This is a genomic window from Gardnerella sp. CCPDSM, from assembly GCF_056754715.1.
This window is the reverse complement of the sequence record NZ_JBQEQO010000006.1, coordinates 126,763-149,873: the sequence shown is the minus strand read 5'-3', so window position 1 is coordinate 149,873 and position 23,111 is coordinate 126,763. Positions and strand designations below refer to the sequence as shown.

General features: G+C 40.1%; 14 protein-coding genes. 4 read left to right on the top strand and 10 right to left on the bottom strand.

Features of this window, described 5'->3' with window-relative positions:
- Window positions 1-12 precede the first annotated feature (12 nt).
- Window positions 13-1,053 carry an ABC transporter substrate-binding protein gene (locus ACTJLE_RS05140; RefSeq protein WP_481267719.1) on the bottom strand — a complete coding sequence of 347 codons (1,041 nt, stop codon included), beginning with the start codon at window positions 1,051-1,053 and terminating at the stop codon, window positions 13-15.
- 381 nt (window positions 1,054-1,434) lie between these two features.
- On the opposite strand from ACTJLE_RS05140, the gene ACTJLE_RS05135 reads away from it, so the two are divergent.
- The gene (locus ACTJLE_RS05135) at window positions 1,435-2,226 is read left to right on the top strand and encodes an ABC transporter permease (RefSeq protein ID WP_481267718.1); all 792 of its coding nucleotides are present in this window, start codon (window positions 1,435-1,437) and stop codon (window positions 2,224-2,226) included.
- A gap of 113 nt (window positions 2,227-2,339) precedes the next feature.
- On the opposite strand, the gene ACTJLE_RS05130 is transcribed toward ACTJLE_RS05135, so the two are convergent.
- Both ACTJLE_RS05130 and ACTJLE_RS05125 read right to left on the bottom strand, forming a co-directional pair.
- On the bottom strand, window positions 2,340-5,873 hold the full coding sequence (locus tag ACTJLE_RS05130; protein WP_481267717.1) for a UPF0182 family membrane protein: 3,534 nt from the start codon (window positions 5,871-5,873) through the stop codon (window positions 2,340-2,342).
- 143 nt (window positions 5,874-6,016) lie between these two features.
- Window positions 6,017-7,306 (bottom strand): uracil-xanthine permease family protein, encoded by a 1,290-nt coding sequence (locus ACTJLE_RS05125; protein WP_481267716.1) that lies wholly within the window; start codon window positions 7,304-7,306, stop codon window positions 6,017-6,019.
- A 389-nt stretch (window positions 7,307-7,695) separates the two neighbouring features.
- Between ACTJLE_RS05125 and ACTJLE_RS05120 the strand changes: the two genes are divergently transcribed.
- A complete protein-coding gene (locus ACTJLE_RS05120; RefSeq protein WP_481267715.1) occupies window positions 7,696-8,757 on the top strand; it encodes a YeiH family protein in 1,062 nt (353 codons plus the stop codon).
- A gap of 132 nt (window positions 8,758-8,889) precedes the next feature.
- Here the strand turns inward: ACTJLE_RS05120 and ACTJLE_RS05115 are convergent, their stop codons facing one another.
- The 4 genes from ACTJLE_RS05115 to ACTJLE_RS05100 form a co-directional block, all read right to left on the bottom strand.
- Window positions 8,890-9,660: a L,D-transpeptidase gene (locus ACTJLE_RS05115; protein ID WP_481267714.1), complete on the bottom strand. Its 771-nt coding sequence runs from the start codon at window positions 9,658-9,660 to the stop codon at window positions 8,890-8,892.
- Window positions 9,661-9,806: 146 nt separating this feature from the next.
- Window positions 9,807-10,895, bottom strand: coding sequence for a redox-regulated ATPase YchF (gene ychF / locus ACTJLE_RS05110; RefSeq protein WP_415683855.1), 1,089 nt, complete (start codon window positions 10,893-10,895; stop codon window positions 9,807-9,809).
- An 86-nt stretch (window positions 10,896-10,981) separates the two neighbouring features.
- Window positions 10,982-11,788 carry a pyrroline-5-carboxylate reductase gene (gene proC, locus ACTJLE_RS05105; RefSeq protein ID WP_481267713.1) on the bottom strand — a complete coding sequence of 269 codons (807 nt, stop codon included), beginning with the start codon at window positions 11,786-11,788 and terminating at the stop codon, window positions 10,982-10,984.
- A gap of 133 nt (window positions 11,789-11,921) precedes the next feature.
- A complete protein-coding gene (locus tag ACTJLE_RS05100; protein ID WP_481267712.1) occupies window positions 11,922-13,304 on the bottom strand; it encodes an alpha/beta fold hydrolase in 1,383 nt (460 codons plus the stop codon).
- 117 nt (window positions 13,305-13,421) lie between these two features.
- Between ACTJLE_RS05100 and ACTJLE_RS05095 the strand changes: the two genes are divergently transcribed.
- Window positions 13,422-15,974, top strand: a complete 2,553-nt coding sequence (locus ACTJLE_RS05095) for a sensor histidine kinase (RefSeq protein WP_481267711.1) — start codon at window positions 13,422-13,424, stop codon at window positions 15,972-15,974.
- 9 nt (window positions 15,975-15,983) lie between these two features.
- Window positions 15,984-16,757, top strand: a complete 774-nt coding sequence (locus tag ACTJLE_RS05090; protein ID WP_481267710.1) for a response regulator — start codon at window positions 15,984-15,986, stop codon at window positions 16,755-16,757.
- Between the two features lie 92 nt (window positions 16,758-16,849).
- On the opposite strand, the gene ACTJLE_RS05085 is transcribed toward ACTJLE_RS05090, so the two are convergent.
- The 3 genes from ACTJLE_RS05085 to ACTJLE_RS05075 all read right to left on the bottom strand — a co-directional run bounded on the left by ACTJLE_RS05085 (window position 16,850) and on the right by ACTJLE_RS05075 (window position 22,958).
- Window positions 16,850-19,024: a hypothetical protein gene (locus tag ACTJLE_RS05085; protein WP_481267709.1), complete on the bottom strand. Its 2,175-nt coding sequence runs from the start codon at window positions 19,022-19,024 to the stop codon at window positions 16,850-16,852.
- 383 nt (window positions 19,025-19,407) lie between these two features.
- A complete protein-coding gene (locus ACTJLE_RS05080; protein ID WP_481267708.1) occupies window positions 19,408-22,101 on the bottom strand; it encodes an ABC transporter permease in 2,694 nt (897 codons plus the stop codon).
- Window positions 22,102-22,118: 17 nt separating this feature from the next.
- Window positions 22,119-22,958, bottom strand: a complete 840-nt coding sequence (locus ACTJLE_RS05075) for an ABC transporter ATP-binding protein (RefSeq protein ID WP_481267707.1) — start codon at window positions 22,956-22,958, stop codon at window positions 22,119-22,121.
- Between the last annotated feature and the right edge of the window lie 153 nt (window positions 22,959-23,111).

Genomic DNA, 23,111 nt, shown 5'->3' with positions numbered 1-23,111 from the left:
TCATTGCGTAAACTACTTCAAAAATTCGTCCGTAGTTAATTCTTTTGCTTGAGGAGTTTTATATGTTACTTTGCCTTTAGAATCCGTATACGCGCCTTCCTTACTTAGGAAGTTGAAGTATTCCTGAGCACCCTTAACATCATTCGTACCAAACACAAACTTGCCGCTTTTTATGTCTGCACGATTGCCCCAATATTGTCCATCAACAATCATCTTCATGCTTCGCTTAACGAATTTCACATCAAGATTAGCTTCAGGAGCTTCTTTTACTAAAATATTCGCAGCTTCATCTGGGTGATTGTAAGCGTATTCGTAACCGCGCTTAACTGCTTTAACAAAAGCGCGAACAAGCTTCGGATTTCGCTTAACCGTGTTTGCGTGAGTAATAATGCCAATAGTGTCCTGCTGGCCTGGCACGCCATAGTCTGCTTCTTTAAAGCAACGCAACTTTGGACCATACATTTGCGCTTGTACGCCTTCCCAAGTGCCATAAAAACCACCAAAATCAGCTTTTCCGGATTCTAGCGTGCGGAAAGTGGAAGTACCAACAGTAACCTTATCAAACTTACCTTCGCCACCATCATGCTGAATCATTCTGCGAATAACAGCATCGCCTTCTGCTGATCCAAAGGTTGCGAAAGTTCTACCATCAAAGTCTTTAGGAGAATGAATTTTATTGTTTTTATAAAGAGAGCACCAAATTGCGCTAGGCTTTTGCTGAACTTGCAAAACTTCCTTCAATTTAGCACCCTTTGTGCTGAAATCTGCAAGATTAGTAGTATTGCTTAAAGCAAAATCAGCAGCTCCAGAATCAACAGCATGCTCGGCACCAGTTTGAGACACAGCCAAAATATTTACGTGTAAACCAGCTTGCTTAAACCAGCCCATATGCTTTGCCACGTATACGCCAATATGATTAGTATCTGGTATCCAAGAAAGCATAAAAGATACGTTTTGAAGACCAGTTTTACTATTTTGCTGACTATTGTTTGATCCACACGCGCACAAAGACAGAATGCAGCATGAGCTTATAAAAACTGCTATTGCACGCATAATATTTTTATTAAATTGCAAACAAAAAGCACGCGTATTGCGCCATAATTGACATATCATGAGTTCCCTAACTTTCTTAAAAATCCGCTTTCTGGGAATGTGACACGAACTTGGCAGAAAACGGTATCAAGGGCCTAGCCCGCGCCGTTCAATGCCCCCGAAATATAACTTTCGGTTTGCCACACATTGACTCACGAAACGACTCGATTATGCACTAATCGAAAGACAAACATGCTTAAAATACACGCTTACTAACTACATACTAGCTATGTGATATTTTCATAAAAGAAAGTTTTAAAATTTTTACGTTGTTTGATTGGGGCAGCAGTCAAACAGCTACAACAAGCATTATTGCTTGTATATTGAAAGGAACAATATTCCATGACGCGCGCGCGTTGGAAATCTCTACTGCACAATTATCTGCCAACAGTAATTTCTATTATTACACTACTAATTTTTTGGCAGCTTTCTTGCAAGTTCTATAAAATTCCAGAAAATTCTATTCCAACTCCTACAGATATTGCTAAAGCAACATGTGACGTATGGCCGCAATTATGGCCTGCAACTCTTGCAACTATTGAAGAAACAGTTATTGGTTTTGCAATAGCTATTTTAAGCGGAATTCTTTTAGGAGTTTTATTCCACGTTTGTAGAGTAATCAATTCTGCACTATTTCCGCTGCTTTGCGCTGCGCAAACATTGCCGCTTATTTCGATTGCACCACTGTTTTTGATTTGGTTCGGCTTTGAAACATCCGGAAAAATTGTTATCGTAACTATTTTTAGCATGTTCCCTATTGCTGTTCAAACAATTAGAGGTCTTGATGCTGTGCCAACTTTTTATAGCGATGTAGCTTTAACGTGCGGAGCTGGACGAGTTTGGACGCTTTGGCATGTGAAATTACGAGTTGCAGCCCGCCAAATTTTTGGCGGTATTCGCATTAGTGCAGCCTACGTTTTTGGCGCAGCTACTACTGCAGAATATCTTGGCGCTCGTCAAGGCTTAGGTATTTGGCTACAAGCTGCATATAATTCTTTCCGCACTCCGCTTATTTTTTCTGCAACTTTCGTAATTATTGCGTTTACTGCAATATTGATGAGCGCAGTCAACATAAGCGAGCGATTATTGCTCGGCCCTGTAAGCGACGACGAAGATCCAGATAGTCAGCTTTAAAACACCGTTACTAACTCAGCTAACAAACTGAGAAAATAACGCATATATAGCAATATCCGTTATTATCTCAGCTACAAAACTGAGATAATAACGGATTAATAGCGGCGATTCTACTACTTTGCAGATTCTTCTTTCATAGCCTCGCCAATAGCATCGCTTAGCTCCTTTTGAGCTTTGCCATACGCTTCCCAATTACCCTCACGCATAGCAGCATCGGAATCCTTTAACGCTTGAGCTGCACGCTTAAGAGCAGCTTTTACTTGAGGATTTAGCGAAGATGGATTAGTAGAGGAAGCTTGATTAGAATTCTGCTTGTTATCTTTACTACCTTCGCTTATTTGAGGCTTATCTGCTTTATCAACAGGATTATTAGATGCGTCTCCTGCCAAAGCTCCGGAATCTCCGCCAAATACTTGATCAAGAGCTTCATCTAACGTGTCAGCAAATCCAACTTGATCGCCAAACGCAACCAAAACCTTCTTAAGCAACGGATAGCTAGTTGATCCGCTCGACTGCACGTAAACAGGCTCAACGTAAACTAAGCCACCACCCAATGGCAAGGTAAGCAAATTACCGCGCTTAACTTTTGTAGATCCAGATTCAAGCAAATTCAACTCTTTAGACACGTTCGCATTTGCGTTGAAGTTGTTTTGAGCTTGACCAGGACCTGGAACGTTAGAAACCTTCGGTAATTCTTGCAAGCGAAGCTTACCATAGTTTGGCCCAATCTTTCCTGGAGTATCTCCAGCATCTGAATCAACAGACAAGAAACCAGTTAAAATTTCGCGAGTAATCTTACCTGCAGGAATATATGTAGAAACAAGCGAAAATACCGGCTTCTTTGCATCTCCAGTTTGCAAAGTCAAATAGTAAGGCGGTTGCAAAATATCCTCACGCTGAAGACTTTGAGATTCGGTAGGATCTACAGGAACCTGCCAAAAATCTTCACCAGAGAAGAATTGACTTGCGGTATCTACATGATACTTTGCGAGCAAATAACGCTGAACCTTAAACAGGCTTTCCGGATAGCGCAAATGCTTCATTAAATCGCCGGAAATTTTAGAAATATCGTGATAATGCCCTGGGAATATTGATTTCCAAGCCTTAATCACAGGATCATTTTTATCCCACACGTACAAGTCAACCGAACCATCGTAAGCGTCAACCGTAGCTTTCACAGAATTGCGAATATAATTTGCACGCTGATTAGTTAAGCCCTTAATCGAACGAGAAGTTGTTGTTGTGGAATCTTGGGTTATGCTACCAAAATCAGTCATCTGCGAATAAGGATATGCATCGGATGTAGTGTATCCGTCAACAATCCACTTAACTCGGCCATCAACAACCGCAGGATACACGCGACCATCCAAAGTTAAGTATGGAGCAACTTTAGATACGCGAGTCTTAGGGTCACGATTGTACAAAATCTGCGAATTTTCAGTCACGCGATCCGAGAATAGAATCTGATCAGACTCAAAACGAATAGCGTGCATCAACCTCGAGAAGAAGTTTCCTACGCTTGGACCACCGTTACCTTTGAAAGTAGTTAAAGCACCTTGAGATCCAGTTGGGTAATCAAACTCCCATGGAGCCCTACCCTTTGGCGCACCAACAATAGAATATTCTGGAGCGTTTGGAGAGAAGTAAATACGAGGCTCATACTTTTGCAACTTCGTAAGCTTGCCTTGAGTAGGAATACCGTATTCCATAAACTGAGGCTGACCGTCCGCAGTTACTTTATTTCCGTAAGCTGCAACCATGCCGTATCCGTGAGTGTAAACAGTGTGATCGTTCACCCAGTTGCGATTATCGTTACCAGCCAAATCTAGTTCTCGAGCAGCAATAACAGTATCTTGGCTCACTCCGTCAATATCATATTTGTCAACAGAAAGAGTATCTGCAAATGTGTAGTATTGCTTTGATTGCTGAAGCTGGCGGAATGTTGGAGAAGTAACTTGAGGATCGAGCAAACGAATTTGCGCTGTAGATTCTGCTTCTTTTGCAAGAGCGCCAGATTTGCCTTTAGAAGTTGCGTTATACGATTCTTTCTTTACATTATTCAAACCATACGCGAACTTCGTAGCATCAATATTTCGCTGAATATAAGGAGCTTCCAACTCTTGCGCATTAGGAGCAACCTTAAAACGTTGCAAAAGAGCTGGCCAAGCAAACGATATAACAATAGAGCATGCAATCATAAAAGCTATAGCAGTAGTCGGAGTTTTCCAAGCTTTTACAGCAGTTTTAAAACGCTCAGCAATCGGCGCTTCTCCCTCTAATGCGTGAGATTTCATAATCCAGAAAGCAATAACAGCACCAACCACAACAGTTACTATTGCAAGTACTATGCTTCCAGGCACTCCAGCATTCATATCAGTATATGAGCCACCAGTAATACGCGGGCCGTCAAGAGTTACAACAGCAAACATGTCTAAAATTTGCTGAGCTGCCCAAGACAAAATCACAAGCATAAACCATATAGCAATCTGCATGCGAGCGCGCTTTGTAACGCTTAATATTCCTTTTCCGTGAATTGGCATAGTAAGGCGAATAGCACCCATAAGCAAATGCGTAATAACAGAGAAAATAAGAGAGATTACTAGTAAAAGCACGAAAGCGCTTGCAAACAGTCTTAATCCAGGAAGTACGAATACGTAGAACCCGTTGTCAATTCCAAATTGTGGATCTTTAATTCCAAAAGACTGAGCATTAAACATGAGCAAAATTTGCACCCAGTGACTGTAGAATCGCAAACCGAATATTGCGCCAACAATTAGTGAAACAATACCAGCAGCATGTAAAGCAACTTTAGAACTAATGCCATGTTTTAAGTCTATGATATTTCCGTTTACGCGAATGTAGGATCCGTCTGCATTGCTTGGACGAGCTTTAATTGCCAGTGCTGCAGACAAGTATCCAAAAGCAGACATCAGCACAGCGTATAGCACCCAAACACCTATTTTTGCAGCTAACTGAATCCAAATTACGCTTTCAAAGCCGAGTTGCGCGTACCACATGCAATCAGTTATAAAGTTTGCTAGTGCAAATGTTGCAGCTACAGCAAAGGCAATTATTACAACTACAATTGCAAGAATCCAACGCCACTTTTTTGAACCGCCAATAAATTTACCTACATTAAACTCTAATCTCATAGAACGCTTATGCTCCTTATTTTTGATGACTTTATCATCGTTTTTATTGGTGTTATTACTTTCGCTATTTTTTGGCGAATCGCCTTCGTCTTCTAGTTTTTTCTTAGCTTCTAATAGATCACTAAAGAGGTCACCAATGCCATCATCGTCACTATAATAGTCTGCCAAATCTTTTATTTTTTTTGCAAACTTTGAAGAAGTCTTATCTTTGTTTTCACCATTAGACTCATCTTCAGAAGCATCTTTAGAAGCATCTTTAGTAACAACATCATCACTGCTATTATCTTCATCAATGCTTTCTACAATTACATCTTGTTCGCTGGAATCATCCATAGAACCATCAGTAGAATCATTATTTTGATTGCGCTTTTTCTTTCCGTCACTTGTATAATCGGCACGCTTATGCGTTTTAGTGTTTTTAGGTTTTTTAGCCATATACGCGCCAAAAGCAACCCATGCAATGCCAATGATTATTTCTATGATGATTTTCAACATAAAGTTAATATTACTATATTGATTATTTACAATCTACATTTTGTGTAGTCAAAAGTAATTACAAAAAGCGCGCCCGCAAAGTTAATGCGAACGCGCTTAAGTTGATTAAATTGATTAAATTAAATCAGATTGAAGCATTAAGCTTAAGCAACATCTGGATCGTCTTTAGCGATTGTGCCAGTAAGCTTACCAATAGCCTTCATAACGTGATACACAACCAACACCACAACAGTGCCGATAGCAATACCGTTGAATTGAATTCCAGAAATAGCAAACTGGAAGTTAGCAATACCAATAATCATCACGATTGCAGCAATCATAATATTCACTGGCTTGTCGAAGTTCACTTTATTTTCAACCCAAATGCGCACACCAATCATGCCAATCATGCCGTAAAGCAATGTTGTTACGCCGCCCAATACGCCAGCTGGAATGGAGTTGACAATTGCACCAAACTTAGGGCAAAGGCTTAAGATAAACGCAAATGCTGCTGCGCACCAGTATGCTGCAGTTGAGTAAACTTTAGTTGCAGCCATAACACCAATATTTTCGCCATATGTAGTTGTGCCGCAACCGCCGAAGCAGCCAGCAATAGCAGTACCTAAACCGTCAGCAAACAAAGCTGTGCCAATCTTGGAATCGTAATCTCGACCAGTCATCTGAGCTACAGACTTAACGTGGCCAACGTTTTCAGCAATAAGCACAAGCACAACCGGCAAGAACATAAGCAGCACAGAGAAATCAACTTGTGGAGTGTGGAACTTAGGGAAACCAATCCATGAAGCATGCTCAATCTGGCCAAAATCAACTTGTCCTTTAAAGCAAGCGTAAGCATAACCAACAAGAACACCAAGAAGAATATTCAAACGTCCAAGAAGACCACGGAACACTACTGCAATAAGCATAACCGCAACCAACGTTACCAACGCTGTATCTGGAGCTTTCTGGAAGTTACTCCAAACAGCAGGACCCAAATTAAAGCCGATAATTGCAACGATTGCACCATTAACAACTGGCGGCATAATAACGTCAATCCACTTTGCGCCTGCAAAATGCACAAGAACACCAATAATCGCAAGAAGCAAACCAGTGCACATAATGCCGAAACTTGCAACAGCAATTCCCTTATGTGCGGCTGTTACTGCCATAACAGGTGCTATAAGACCAAAAGAGCTTCCCAGATAACTAGGAAGCTTATTTGCGTTAATCAATAAGAACAGTGCCGTGGAAAGAGCAGTGAACATCAAAGTAGTTGATGGATCAAAGCCGGTAAGAATAGGCACTAAGAACGTGGCACCAAACATTGCAATAACATGCTGAGCACCAATACCAGCAGTACGCGTCCAGGTTAAACGCTCATCTGGCTCAACTACTTCACCTGGCTTTAAGGTTTTACCATCGCCATGAAGTTGCCATGTAAATAACGAACTCATTTCTTCTCCTTGTTAAAACAAGTTTTGCAAGAGACTGTGCGTACAAGTGTTGTTCTCTTAAAAAAAAAAACAGGTACTTGTCAAGCGCTGGGATGGCAGCTTCTGGGAGGTCTCCATTGTGCCACCGACCCATATGCCAAATGGACATTCTAATGACGCAAAAGATAAGTGTCGAGTATAAATAAAAAATCGTAAATAAGCTTCTTATTTTTGTTGAAATTTCAAGCAAAATCGGTGTGTCGAAAAGAGCGCAAAAAGCACCAACCGAAGTTTACACTTACTCACTTATGTTTATAAATTTAATTAAAATTTGCAAGATATTTATAGCATTTGACCAAATCATTAATTTATGTTCGTTTTTGTCCGATTATGAGAGAATAATGAGCTAAATGGTTAATTTCTTTGATACATGGAAAAAGAAAATCTGCACCATCGATATGGCTCTTATTGCCGTATTGACACTTCTAGCTTCCTTCATTGGTAGCTGGCTTAAGCAATACCCAGGCTTAAAACTTCTGGGCGCTCTTATTATTGCGTTGCTTGTTGGCATGGCTCTGCAGCTGCCATTGCACGCATACAAAAAGAATAATCCTTCAAGGAGAGCAGGGGTTAAAAGCGCTGCTGGCTTGATTGCAAATAAGCTTCTTCGTCTTGGCATTATTCTTCTCGGCTTTAAGCTGAATTTACATGATTTGTTCACTAAAGGCATTAAGTGCTTGCCTATTGCAGCTGTATTAGTTGCAGTTATGGTTTGCGTAACTTATAACATTGCTAAACTTTTGAAGGTAAATCCTCAACTTGCAATGTTAACTGCCGGTGGCACAAGTATTTGTGGCGCAGCTGCAGTTATGGGCCTTTCCGGTTCTATGCCAGTTCTCCCTGAAGAAGAAGACGAAAAAGAACAAAACGAAGTTATGGCCGTTGCAACAGTTGCAATTATGGGCACAATTTATGCTCTTGCCGAAATCTTCATTCTTCCTCACTTTGGCATGACTAAGCAGCAGCTTGGCATTGCTTCTGGCGCTTCTCTTCACGAAATCGCACATGCTGTAGCAGCTGGCGGCGCTTTTGGAAGCATCGACGTTGCAACAATTATGAAACTTGCTCGAGTTCTTATGCTTGTTCCAGCATCTATTTTCATTGCAATTTGGTGGAATGCTCGTCATAGCAAAGTTGAAAATGGTGGAAAGCATAAGATTAGCTTCCCTTGGTTCATGCTTGGATTTATTGCAGCATCCGTGATTGGAACCTACGTTCCTTTCGTAAGCGCAATCGCTGCAACTTTGGTTGATGCAGGATACGTTTTCCTTGGCATGGCTATGGCTGCTCTTGGAATTAACGTAAACTTCCGAGTTATTTTTAAGCAAGGACGTATGGCATTCTTAGCAAGCTTCTTGGCTTCTATTGTTTTGGTAGCCTTGGCTTGCGTAGCTGCAACTTTGTTCTTTTAATTAAATTAAATAACTTATAAGCATAAAAAGAGGACCTTCAACTTCAACAGAAGGCCCTCTTTTTTATTTGTAATAATCAAATAATCAAACAATCAAAAATAAAACTACTTAAATTGCACTTATACAATTCATCTAACCAATATGAACTTTAGCTCCATCAGGAATATTATCGTAAAACCATTTTGCGTCAGGAACGCTTAAACGCACGCAACCGTGAGATGCAGGCGAACCAAGTTTTCTGCCTTCAGAAGGAATATAATCTCCAAAGTTATAACTTGTTGGAACAGAATGGAACAAATATTGCGCGCCAATAAAGCCTACCCAATAATCCGCTCCAATACCCTCGTTTTCATTAAAGAAATGCTTTCCGCGCATATTAATATGGTAATCTCCATGAGGCGTAGAATCATTTACTCCCGAACTCATAATCATCGAATAAACAGTTTTGCCTTCAGCAATAATATAAACGCGTTGCTTTTTTAGATTTACATTTACTTTAATATTTTCAGCTTTTATACCAGAAATATTTGGGTACGCGCCTCCTGTTGGGCTCTTCCACAATCTGTTACTAGCAGTGCGTTTTTTACTATATTCTGCTTTAGAACGCTTATTTTTAGAATTAGAAAGTTCTTTTTTAATATCAGACTTATTTAAATCACTTCTTTTTGCACCACTACTGCTTAGCGTTGTTTGTTGCAATCGTAACGAATTACGAGATCTTGCAGACAGCATATTAGAAATTTCGAATCCAACAAAACATAGAAGAGCAGATAATACGCTAACAAGCACAACAACAATTACAGTTCGAACAAATTTTGAACCATATTTCCACAATTTACGCGTAATTCTTACAATGCGAGCGCACTTTTGTATGTCGCTTAACATATTACGAATAAATTGCATATTATCTCCATTGCGTAAGCAAAAGCGTTGCTTCTTTTAGTCTACCAGCAGACTTATGGAAACAACGCTAAAAAAACAAAATTTATTATTTAATAAAATAAATTTCGTATTAAATATTTAATATTAGTAAAGCTGCGCAATAAATATCATACGTTGAATTTGAACTCAACAATATCTCCATCTTGCATGACGTAATCGCGGCCTTCAAGGCGAAGTTTTCCTTCTTCCTTAATTTTTGCCATGGAGCCGTCAGCTGCTACAAAATCGTCGTAAGATACGATTTCTGCTTTAATAAAGCCGCGCTCAAAATCAGTGTGAATTACGCCAGCAGCTTGAGGAGCAGTCCAACCTTTATGAATTTGCCAAGCGTGAACTTCCTTAACACCAGCAGTTAAGTAAGTTTGAAGGCCTAAAATGTCGAAACCTACGCGCGCAAGCTGATCCAAACCAGATTCCTTTAAACCAGCATCTTCAAGCATTTCGCGAGCATCCGCTTCGTCGAGCTCAGTAAGTTCGGACTCAAATTGGGCATTCAAGAATATTGCTTTAGCAGGTGCCACGGAAGCAGAAAGCTTAGACTTTAAATCTTCGTCGGCAAGCTCAGAATCATCTACGTTAAACACGTAAATAAATGGCTTAGCAGTTAGCAAGTGCAAATCATACACGTCGTTTTTATCAATAAGCTTTTCGTTATGAGCTTGATCAATAGTTTTGCCAGATTCAAGAATTTCTTTAGCTTTGTTTACAGCGTCTACGTATTCTTGCGTAACTTTTTTGCCGCGCAAATCTTTTTCAAGCTTTGGCAAAGCATTATCAATAGTTTGCATATCGGCAAGAATAAGCTCAGTGTTAATCGTGTCAATATCGTCTGCAGGATCAACTTTGCCATTCACATGCACAATATCGTCATCATTAAACGCGCGAACAACTTCACAAATTGCGTCTGCTTCTCGAATATTTGCAAGGAACTTATTTCCTAAGCCTTCACCCTCGGAAGCACCCTTAACAATGCCTGCAATATCAACAAAAGTAACTGTTGCTGGCACAATCTTTTCGGTATTAACCAACTTTGCGAGCACTGGAAGACGACGATCCGGCAGAGGAACAATACCAGTATTTGGCTCAATAGTTGCGAACGGATAATTTTCTGCCAAAACGTTATTACGAGTTAAAGCATTAAACATAGTGGACTTGCCCACATTTGGCAAGCCGACAATTCCAATAGTTAAAGACATATTTACCTAGTTTAGACCAGCGTCGGGAAAGCCGACACAACTTACTTTATTTAGTTTACTTACTTTACTTAATTTGTTTAGTTTATTTAGTTTCTATTTTCAATAGCATCAACTGCAGAAATAACATCTCCCCTAAATCCGCGAGATTCTAATTGCGCAACGCCTCGAATAGTTGTTCCTCCTGGAGAGCACACGGCGTCTTTCATTTGACCTGGATGCGTGCGAGTATCCATATAAAGCGCACCAAAGCCTTCAATCATTTTTGCAGCCAAGCGGTAAGCGCAATCTCTTTGCAAACCGTACTTTACGCCAGCATCTCCCAACGCTTCCATATACATTGCTGTAAAAGCTGGAGCACAACTGGAAATACACATTGCAATATTCATATGTTCAGCATCCACACGCTCTACTAAAGAGATTGGCTCAAATAAGGAGTTAAACATTGAAAGTTGAGCATCCGTAAGAGAATTAGAAGTTTCAGCTAAAGTCACGCCTTGGCAGACTGCAATAGGAGTATTCGGAATAATGCACTGCACATGGCAATCTTTACCAAGAATCTCCTGGTAACGCTTAAGCGACCAACCGGCTGCAACAGAAATAACAGCAATACCGCGCTTAGCAATAACATCAGAAACAGGCTCTAAAACATTAGCAACCTGGTGAGGTTTTACAGCAATAATGATTGCGTCACTTGCTTCGCACACTTCTTTCGCTGTATGCACAGCGCGAGCGCCAATAAGCGAAGTATTTCGCTCAAGCTTTTCAAAATTATGAGCGCATGCAATAATATCTTCGCCTTGTAGCACTCCTTGTTTCAAAGCACCTTTAGCAATCGCTTGCGCCATGTTGCCATAGCCAATAAAACCAACAGTACTAAATGTTTTACTACTCATACATAATCCCCTTTTGCGCACTCATAAATACTCATAAATAGAGCACTATTTATTACACGAATAGATTTAATAGCATATCAAATAGTGCCCTATTAAACTCTTAAAGCACGCAACAGTTAAGAATAATATTGCGTTAACGCTTGTAAATTCCTTCTAAATCACCACGATTCAACGCTTCATTAAATAGATGACTAAATACTACGTCTCCATGCAAACCGTCATGCTCGAACTCGTTTGTGGTCCAATAATGAGAATTGGAAATACGAGAAAGAGTGTCAAGCTGAAGACCAGAATCCACGTACATATCGTCAAAATAAACTGCAGATTGCAACGGAACTTCGTTATTAGCAAGCTGATCTTGATCGTAAATCTTGCCAAACTGCTTATCTTTCATTAAGCAGTCAACCGCTGGAAGGAACGGTTGCAAAGCAAGCTCTTGATCATACATCCAAGGGAACATCGCTTCGCCAGTAAAAAGAAGAGGACGAGCAGAACCAGAAAACTCTGGCATTGTTTCCCTAACTTGCTGTGCAGCCCACAAAATTGGGTGCTCTAATTCGCCGTCAGCATAAATAAATTCTTGCAGCGGCCAATAAAGTGGACTAGAAGCTGTAGAATCCATGACACCGTACACAAATTCGTCACTTAAGCTACCTGCAGAAGCTCCACCACCGTGCTTAAACGCTTTCAAAGAGCCGTCACCATCTGCGAATGCGGAATCAAGAAGCCAATGTACACGCTCAAAACTTGGCTTCATACCAAAGGAAGAGCCCAACATTTGGAATCGCTCAACCGTGAGCTTCTCGCCATTTGGAAGTGTAACGTCTCCTTGAGCAATACGGTCTGCAATAGCAGCAGCACGAGCAACATCCTGCGGATAGCGCTCATAGAATTGCTCAGTTTTTCGAGCCATGCGTGGGAAAGTATGTTCATAAACTTCACGCGCATTTGCAGGAACATGAGGAATACCGCCTGTTGTAAAGCTTGCGATTAATCCTTGTGGGAAAAGCGACAAATACGTAAGCGTTAAGAATCCGCCATAGCTTTGCCCTAAAGAAACCCACTGCTTAGCGTTAAACTCAGTAAGACGCAAATGCTCAAAATCACGAATAATGGAATCAGCCAGGAAACGCTTCAAATACCACGCTTGACGCTCAACACTTACGCCGTCATCTGCCATACGTTTCATTGTTGAAGCATCAACTCTTGAAGAGCGTCCAACACCACGCTGATCTGGCAAAACTACGCGAAAATGCTTAATAGCCTCTTGAATCCAACCATCGCTCGAAGGTGAAAGTGGACGTGGGCACTGCCCGCCTGGGCCTCCTTGCAAGAACACAAGCAGCGGCAAATCGTCATGCACATGCTCAGGAGCGCAAACTACTCTACAGAACAATCGAATTGTTTCGCCTTTAATAGCTCCGCCAGGAGTGTTTCCTTCCCAATCAAGCGGCACATCAATCGCACGCTCTTCAACATGCAATCCCGGAACATAATAGCTTGTAAGCAATGCCATCTTGCTATCCCTTTCTTTATTTTCGTGCTACATTGCAACTATCAATTACACACTCTATTTATAAATCATACTCAAGTTTGATTGTTCTATAAAGTACTATGCACTAGCCTAGTAAGTATGAAACTACCCCACATGTTTAACAGTGCAATAAAACGCTTACGCAATGAGCTTACGATAAACGACATATTATGGGGTATTATTCCATTTATTCTTTTTATACTTTCAAGCAATCGATATGTTATAAGCAATATTGACGGCTTTCTAACTCAAGGTTCTCTTATTACAGTAGCGCTTATAAATATTGTTGTTGCATTACTACTTTCGGTACGAAAAATATGGCCTGAACAAGCGGCTATTATTTTTATTGTTGTTTGCATTATGCAATTACTATTTGGCCCTACTCGACTTTTCGCTGATTTCTTTGGTTTTGTGCTACTTGTTAACGTTATTGCTCGAGGAAATCCAGAACATTCAAAAGCATTCGTTATTACAGCTTACGCAACCACCATATTATCTTGCGCAATAATATCGTGGAATATTGTAATGGGAGCAATATATTACAGCAATCGTTTAAAAAACGGTTATTCTTGCAGCGTACAAAATATAAATAGTAGTAACATAAAAAGTTGCGTTTCAGATATACTTAATTTTGCAATTCCTTCAATAATTTTTGCGATTATTATTACTACTATTACAGTTATTATTGGCTACTGGCAGCGCACTCATGTGCATACTATTCAACTTTTGCAAGAGCGCAATAACGCTATTCGTGCATATCGCAAAAAAGCTCAAAATGTTGCAGTTACAGCAGAAAGAGCGAGAATTGCTAGGGATATGCACGATATTGTTGCCCACACGCTTTCTATTATTATTGTGCAAGCAGATGGCGGCCGTTATGCTGCAACTCAAGATATTTCGCTCGCCAAAAAAACAATGCACATTATTAAAAATGAAGCTGAACGTGCTGTCCACGACATGCGTCGACTTCTAGAAGCTTTAACAGACTCCCCATCCAACCAATTGGATTTCAATCACATACCTTCACTTATTGAGCAAGCAAGGATTGCATCCCCTAAAAATATTTTTTGGCACACAGTAGATGGTACAAATGCTCAGGATCAACTCAACAAAGACGCACAAACAGTAGCGTACCGAGTCGTTCAAGAAGCGCTCACTAATATTCGAAAGCATGCAGGCGACGGCATTAAAATAAATATTCACGAACAATGGGATAATCAAGGACTAACGTTAAAAATTACTAACGAAATGCGTAAAATCGTAGCGCAGAAAACGAAAGATAGCAGCGCAACACATAAGCATGGCTACGGCTTAATCGGCATGAAAGAGCGCATTGAGAATCTTAACGGAACACTGGATTATGGAAAAGCAAAAGATGGAACGTTTAGTATTGTTGCTTTTATTCCATATTCTTACAGCACGGATCAATCAAACAGTACTGCTTCTCTATTAAATAGTATTTCTAACGTTACTTATAAGAATGCAAAAGTTAATAATCAATCAGCAGCGCAAGAAAAACCGGAAAATTCAAGCGATCAAACATCATCAGAAGTGTTGGCAGACGGTTTGACAGACGGTTTGCAAGAAGCCAATACTTCACGAAATAGGATTGAGAAAGTATCGCAATGGTTTGAAAAACATTGGCTTATTGGAGACATTATTTACGCATCACCTTGGACTGTTCTGATGCTTTTTGTGCCGACTTATGATTTTATTCTTGGAACTGGAATACCTTCACAATATTCAAGCTCGCTTTCATTACAAATACTTTATAGGGTATTTACTCTTACAACCATGGTGCCATTCATGTTTCGCAGAAAAGCTCCAACTACGTGCGCAATTGTTGCAGCAGTATTTTCTGCAATACAGCTTATATTCCTACCAAATATTTTATTTGCTAATTTATTCATACCAGCCATTGTTTATGCTGCTGTGCTCTATGGCAAAAAGCACGCATGGCAATGGGTTAGCGCAGTAGTGCTCGCAGAATCTACTATTTTTGCTGTAAAAATTGGTATTGTCACGAGAAATATTCCACAAACTGCAACTCCAATACAATTTCTTGCAACTAATGCGTACACAACTAATTTTTATGACCTTATGCAAATAGCGTCCGTTGGATTAGTTTTTGGTTTCGTAGTTGCGTTAATTTGTTTTACAGTTATTGCGTTTGCTTACTACCGACGTAACGACGATAATAATTTGCTGCTTCTAAAATCACGCAGAACGGAACTTGAGCAAGAACAAAAACAGCTAGCAATTCTTGCAGCAAATGCAGAAAGGCAACGACTTAGCGCAAATATTCAGCAAAAAGTTGCCGTTACACTACATAAAGTAATCGATGCCGCAAATAGCGGTATCGATATGCTCAACAAATACGAAGAAGCAAGAAATAATATAGAAAATCAAAACTGCGCAAAACCAGAGCAAGCACTTGAACAAAGTGAAGCAATTAGAAAATCTTTCAAAAATATTAGCGACGAAGGTCGTTCGGCACTTAAATACATGCGAAAACTGCTTGGGATCTTACGAGAAACCGGCTCCAGCGTTAATTCAACGAATAATGGTGCGAATGTAACTGAAATCGCAGTTCGTCCTGCTCCTTCGCTTGACGAGCAAATTCAACACAACGCTATAAATAAGCAAGAGTAACTTGATACTATGGAATATATGGAAAACAAGGGAGTAATTCGCGTCGCAATAGCCGACGATCAAGAGTTGGTTCGAGTTGGGTTCACCATGGTAATCAACTCACAGCAGGACATGCAAGTGGTAGCTCAGGCAGCCAATGGCGAGCAGATAGTAAAACTTACAGAAAGTGAACATCCAGACATTATTCTTATGGACGTTCGCATGCCTGTAATGGACGGGTTGGAGGCAACTCGCAGGATTCTGCAGCAGAAAGCTAACGCAAATACTCGAATTATTATTTTAACAACTTTTGATTTAGACGAATATGTTATGGCCGCAATTCATGCGGGCGCTTCCGGGTTCCTTTTGAAAGATACTGAACCTGAAACTTTGCTTAATTCAATACGAACGGTGTATCAAGGAAACGCAATTATTGCTCCGACTGCTACGAAGCGTTTGATTGAAAGTATGATTCAGCAAGGCAAAGTAGCAACAAATATTACAGCAAATAGATCTGCAAATTACAATGCGCAAGAAAGTTCTACCGCACAAGCAAATTCAGCTACGCAAGCAACGCAAAGCTGCGCGAGCGAAAATTCTGCTATTCCAGAGCTTACTGATAGAGAACGCGAAGTTCTTGTTGAAATCGCTCACGGACTTTCAAATCAGGAAATTGCCAACAAACTATTTATTAGCTTGCCTACAGTTAAAACGCATGTTGCGCATATTTTAGGAAAAATAGATGCTCGAGACCGCGTGCAGGCTGTAGTTTTTGCTTACGAAAATGGCTTAGTTAAGCCGTAAAATACCCAAAACATATAAAAATGCGGCTATTAATGCATAATGCACAAATAGCCGCAAATTTAGATTGTCAACGCACCTAGTAGCTTTTTAATTTATGCTTTAGGAGCACGGCGATGACGCATAACAGTTACGCCTGCAGCAGCTGCGCCCGTAATTGTTAACGCTCCAAGCGCTCCCCATATAAGCGTAGTAAACGCGTTATCAGAAGGCTTAGTTTCAGCCGTGGCACTTGCTTGTGCTTTTGGCTTTTCGTTTACAGTATCCGAAATCTTTTCGTCTGCTTCTTTAGCGTTGGTATCTGCTGACGTATCTTCAGAAACCTTAGAGTCTGCTGACTTGCCTTTTTCTGCTGACTTGCCTTTTTCTGCTGACTTGCCTTTTTCTGCTGACTTGCCTTCACTTTCAGTCCTATTTCCTGCAGAAGTAGACTGTTTAGTTGAAGAAGATTGAGAAACTGCGGTTTTCGCTACAGCAGAATGAGCTGGCTGATTAGACTCATTCGCAGACTGTTCTTCAGAAGTATGCTCTCTTACCGATTGCTTTTGAATAGCATTATTTTTCTGAATTTCTGCTTTATACGCGGCAAAATTCAGAATATCAGCAACATGAGCGGAAGAAGCTGGAGACTCGGCTTTGGCTTGAGCTGGCACTACGGATTCTGGAACTAACTTACCAGTTTTTGGCTGCGCAGGGGCAGACTCAGGCTTTATCGAAGATTCCGCCTGTGCTGGCGTAGTTTCTTTTGCTGAATTTTCCGCCTCGGAAGGAGCTGGCACTTTACCGTCAGCCGACGAATTTTTATTATTTTCCGTCTTAACGCGTTCTACAACATTGCTATTTTGCGATGCTGAACCAGAATGCTGGTACATCGATACGTACGGAGCATTAGGATTCCTACGGTTATAGCTATCGCGCAAGCTTTTGTATTCATTAACGGCATTTTCATGCTGTTTAGAACTTTCCGCTAAATGAGACTGCAACTCAGCAATAGAATCTGCAAGATCATTTTGCTGCTGCTGCAAAGTAGACTTTCGCTCATTCAGTTGCGCTATTCGTGCATCAAACTGTGCACTCTTTTCTGTATTCTGCTTAATAGTTTCTAGCTTTTGCGTATCATCTTGAATTTGTTTTTCTAAATTACTAAGTACGCTTTCAGCCTGAGTTATTTGGCTTCCAAGCTCTTCTATCGCATAATGTTTATTACTAAATTCTTTAAACCTCTTTTCATAATCTGCAGAAATACTTTTATGCTCACTTTCAGCTTGTTTCTTTTGCGCTTCAGTTTCTGCTATATTTCGCGACAATGCTTCCTTACTGTCAGTAGCAGTTTGCTTTTGTTGCTGGTAATTTTTAATTGTCTGTAATGCTAAATTACGCTGCTTTTCTGTTTCAATATACTTATTATCAGCTGCTTCTGATTCACTCTGCTTGTTGTTAAATTGCTTGCTTAATGAATCAATAGCATCTTGTAGGTTAATGATTTTCTCAGTATCATCATCGTTAATATTGCGCTTAAGCAGCTCTTTATTAAACTGTTTTTGCTCCATCTGTTTTGCTACGAGCTTTTCGCCGATTCCAGCTAATTCTTTTTCTAACGATTCGGCTTTTGTATTATGCTCATTGAGTTGCTGCGTAAGGGAGCTAACTGATTCTTCTGCAGTTTTAATTTCCTTAGTTAACTTTTCAATTTCATTGTCATATTGCTTCCCATTGCTTGTCAGAGATTCTTGCAATGTGGCTAATTGGTTTTCTAAATCAGTAACTGCTTGCTTTTTTCTTAACTGTTCACTCGACAATTTTGCGAGAGCTTCACTCTCCTGATCGTACTCATTTTGAAGAGTATTTTTTCTTTCCTTAGTTTTTTCTATATCCTCTTTACTTTTTGTGTGCTGTTCTTTAAGAGAGTTAATTTTTTGTTGAATTTCATTTGCTTCGCTGCCGTGTCCTGGAATTGTTTCCCATTCCTTTTGCAGAAGTTGTATTTGATTGTTTAAGCCTGTAATTTTATTATTAAGTTCGCTAGAATTAATATTTGCTTCTTTTATCTTAGTTTCGTAATCATTGACCTGGGATTTTAGCTTATCAACTTGCTCTTCAGACTGGCGCACATCATTTGCAGTAGGCGCTTTTACAGTCGCCTCTGCTGCTGGTTGCATATTAGTTTGAACATCATTAGCCGCTTCTTGCGCCCACGCTGGCATTGGGCTTTGCATCAACAATAAGATTCCTGCAATTGCTGCGGCAGATTTTTTCTTGACCGTTACCATATTTTCTACTCCTTGCTCGTAGCGGCCTTCACGTCTAACTTATGTCAGCAGTCATTCTTGAGCATAACAAAGAAATAAATACATTTTCAACGCTATTTATTCGTAAAATTTCCGGCAAAATTTGTTATTATGAATAATAATCGTATTATTTTTAAATATCTCTAATAAAAAATGCTATTTTTATACATAAAATTACAGTCTTCGCATAATTATGCGTACATTTTAATAAAAAAATAATAACGATAATACAAATTTTTTCTGCGTGTCGAAAACGCTTAGAAAAAAGATAATGCCGGCACGTAAAATTTACACACCAGCATTATCTTTATTTTTCTGCAAATTAACTTCTACAAACTATCTTTCACATATAGTTTTTGCGAAATTTAGTCCTCCGCGAGCGCAACCACTGGCGAAGACTTTACTGCTCTACGAGCTGGAAGCACGCTGGAAAGAAGAGCTGCAAGTAAAGCGATTAGAGCAAGAACCGCGTAAATAGTCCAATCAATTACAAACGGAACTTTGCCAATTGTGCTAAATACCATGTAGGATCCAATCCAACCAAATGCTGTTCCAACAATCAAACCAGAAACAGTACTCGTTAAGGAAATCAACGTTGCCTCCAACGCAAGAGACCTTCTAACTTGGCCTCTTGTCATGCCTATTGCGCGCAAAGTTGCAGATTCTTTGGTTCGCTCAATAACAGACAAGCTTAATGTGTTTGCAACGCCTATTAAAGCAATCACAACAGCTACTGCTATTAAGCCAACAAGCAACATCATCATTATGTCAATAGTACTCTCCCACTTTGCTCGCTCAAACACGCTTCCAGTAGCCATAACCTCCGCATAACTAGATTTAACATTTTGAATGTTTTTAGCAATATCTACAAGATTAGCCTTGCTAGAATCTACCGAAATGAGCAAAATATGCGTTGTAGGCTTAAGGTAGTTATTGAAGTAGGATTTGCTCACAAAAGCAGTATTATTTGAATACACACCAACATTTCGATACGTCTTAAACTGAACTTGTTTTACAGTAATGCTTTTATCGTTATTACTCGGGTCTGTATTCATGCCGGTAAATGGCGTAATATTATTGCTGTCTGTTTCACCAGAACTGTACTTTTCTACGTAAGCTTGCAGATTAAGGTTTCCTTTTTTAAGGTCAAAAGGCTCTCCACCTTCATCATTAAACTTAGGCAAAAGCACAGAATCTTTGGTTATATTGACGCCATCAAGGTCAGTGTGCATTACATTTCGAAGCTGATCTACATTATCAACTCCAGCTGTCATAGCGTACTCAGTTTTGCCCTTAGCGTTCTTAAAAGTCATAGGAACTGCAGGAAGCAACTCAGTATGCTTTATTCCACTAATCTTTGAAATATCGGCAGCTAAAGACTCATCAACATTCTTGCCTTGAATAATAATGTCAACACTGTAACGGTCATCAACAACACCTTTAACAGTTGCTCTACCGCAGATTGCGCCAGTTACTACTGTTGAAACAAGCGTTACGCCAATAAGCAAAGCCGTTCCAGTTGCAGCAACTCTTCTAGGGTTTCGTTGCACGTTTGCGTTAGCAACCTTAGATGCAGGCCCACAAAGTGCCATAACTGCGCCAGTTGCCTTCATAGCAAACGGCATCCAGAATGTTGCTGTAATAATAATTCCAATAAACACAAGCGCGCATCCAAAAACTGCCCCGAGCAAAGTCCTCCAAGAGTCAGCACCAGCATTAGGTGACTGCTGAGCAATCATGCTTGCCAAAGAAGTAGCACTTAAAGCCGTAAATAAAATACCTACAACAATAAGTAGAACGCCAAAAACAGAGCGAAGAATGCTTGCACGCTTATCTTTAATCAAATCCATTGGTCGCAACGCTTCCATAGGCGTTACTTTTGTAGCAGATCGAGCAGCACCCATAGATGCAAGAACTGTTACAATCGCACCAATTACTATTGGCCACACAATCGCCGGAAGTGAAACAATCAAAGGAATTTTAGATAATGGTCCAGAATTAATATTCAAGTTACTAATTGCGCCCATAAATCCTATTGCGCAAAGCACGCCAATAGCCGCAGAAATAACTCCAAGTATTGCAGCTTCAAGCAAAACTGCAGCATAAAGCTGGTGCGACTGTGCGCCAATTACGCGCAAAAGTGCAAGAGTGCGTCTGCGTTGAGCAACCAAAACTTGGAATGTGTTTGCAATAACAAGCGAAGAAATAAGCAATGCTAGAACACCAAACGATAGTAAGAACATGGTTACAAAATTAGTGCCGTTGGACATATTTCGAACAGCTCTTACACCAACTTCGTGCCTAGACATAAGCGAAAATTGCTCTGGAAGCAAAGCATTAATCTTAGGAGATAAATCGTTTATTTTAGATTCATCAATACTCATGTACACTTTGCTTTGCACAACTTGATTGTCAAAATTTTTAAGATTGTTGAGTTTTGCACAAAAATCGTTCGTTACGCCGCCAAGATATATGCCACGATTTGAAAATGGTATTTGAGAATGTTCTCCATCGTCAACAAGACCAACCACACGAACATCGTATGATTTTTCTTTATTTCCGCCAGTGTCATCTACTTTAACCAAGGTTATAGTATCGCCAATATTTGCATGTATGGATTTAGCAATACTTTTAATAAGCGTAATTTCGCCTATTTTTTGCGGATCTCTACCTTCTGTTGATTTATACACAGGAAGATTTCCATACAAACCACTAGACCAAGCAATACTTGTAACTGATTTATCACCTTTTTCTACTCTTACAAGCGCAGTCGCATCGTTACTGCGAATACCGTTTACACCAGGCATCTTCGATATTTTGTCTAAATGAAGGTCTTTATAATGAATTTCACTACTCGGAGAGCTGTTAGAGCTTTTAGATGAGATTGCATAATTTGCGCTATGGAATTCTTCCGTTGCATTGCGAACCATCAAGTCGTCAACACTGTTTACAAAAAGCAAAGTAGCGCTCATAAACATGCTGCCTATAAGAATTGCAATTCCAGAGGCGATTAGCATGCGCACGCTTTTACGCATAAGTTTTAGCGCGATTTTCCACATTCTAACTTCACCACCTTTTATTGCAATTGAGCAGACTGATTATTAATACCAGCCTCGCTGCGTTCCATAAGCATCTTGCTCATGCCTTCCGCAGTAGGATTTTGCACGTCTTCAACGATTTGGCCATCCGCAAACACGATTGCTCGATCCGCGTAAGAGGCTGCAACAGCATCATGCGTAACCATAATCACAGTTTGACCAAGCTCAGTTACAGACTTCTTCAAGAAATGCAAAACTTCTGAGCTGGAAGCAGAGTCAAGATTTCCGGTAGGCTCGTCTGCAAAAACTACGGAAGGCTTAGAGATTAAAGCTCGCGCAATTGCCACTCGTTGTCGCTGACCACCAGAAAGCTCAGCAGGCCTATGCTTTAAGCGATCTTGCAAACCAAGAGTTAAAACCAAAGTATTAAACCATTGCTTATCTGGCTTTTTACCTGCCAAAGTAAGAGGCATAAGAATATTTTGCTCAGCGCTAAACATTGGAAGAAGATTAAAACTTTGGAAAATAAACCCAACCATTTCGCGACGCATAAGCGTAAGCTGCTTATCGCTCATGCCTGTAATATCTAATCCATCAACCAAAACTTTTCCAGAATTAACACTGTCAAGACCAGCCAAAGAATGCATTAACGTTGACTTTCCAGAGCCAGAAGGACCCATAATCGCAGTAAACTTGCCGCGCTCAAAACTTACGCTTACATCTCGCAAAGCGTGAACAATGCCTGCACCCTTGCCAAAATCTTTTACAACATGTAAAGCTGCAACCGCAGTTTCACCAATCAAATTTTGATTCGAATCTGCTTTGAAATCTAAGCCATCGTCGCCATCGTATGAGCTTGTTTCGTATGGACTGTTCATTCCTGCTCCTTTTCTTAAAAAGTAGTAATCGCATAGTTATCTATTGCTAATACTTAAATTTACGAGAAAAGACGGCTGGTTACATCGTGCGTAAGGCGGAAATTATTGAGAAAAAATTAGCATCTCATCCTAAAGTATGATGCGTAAATTTAC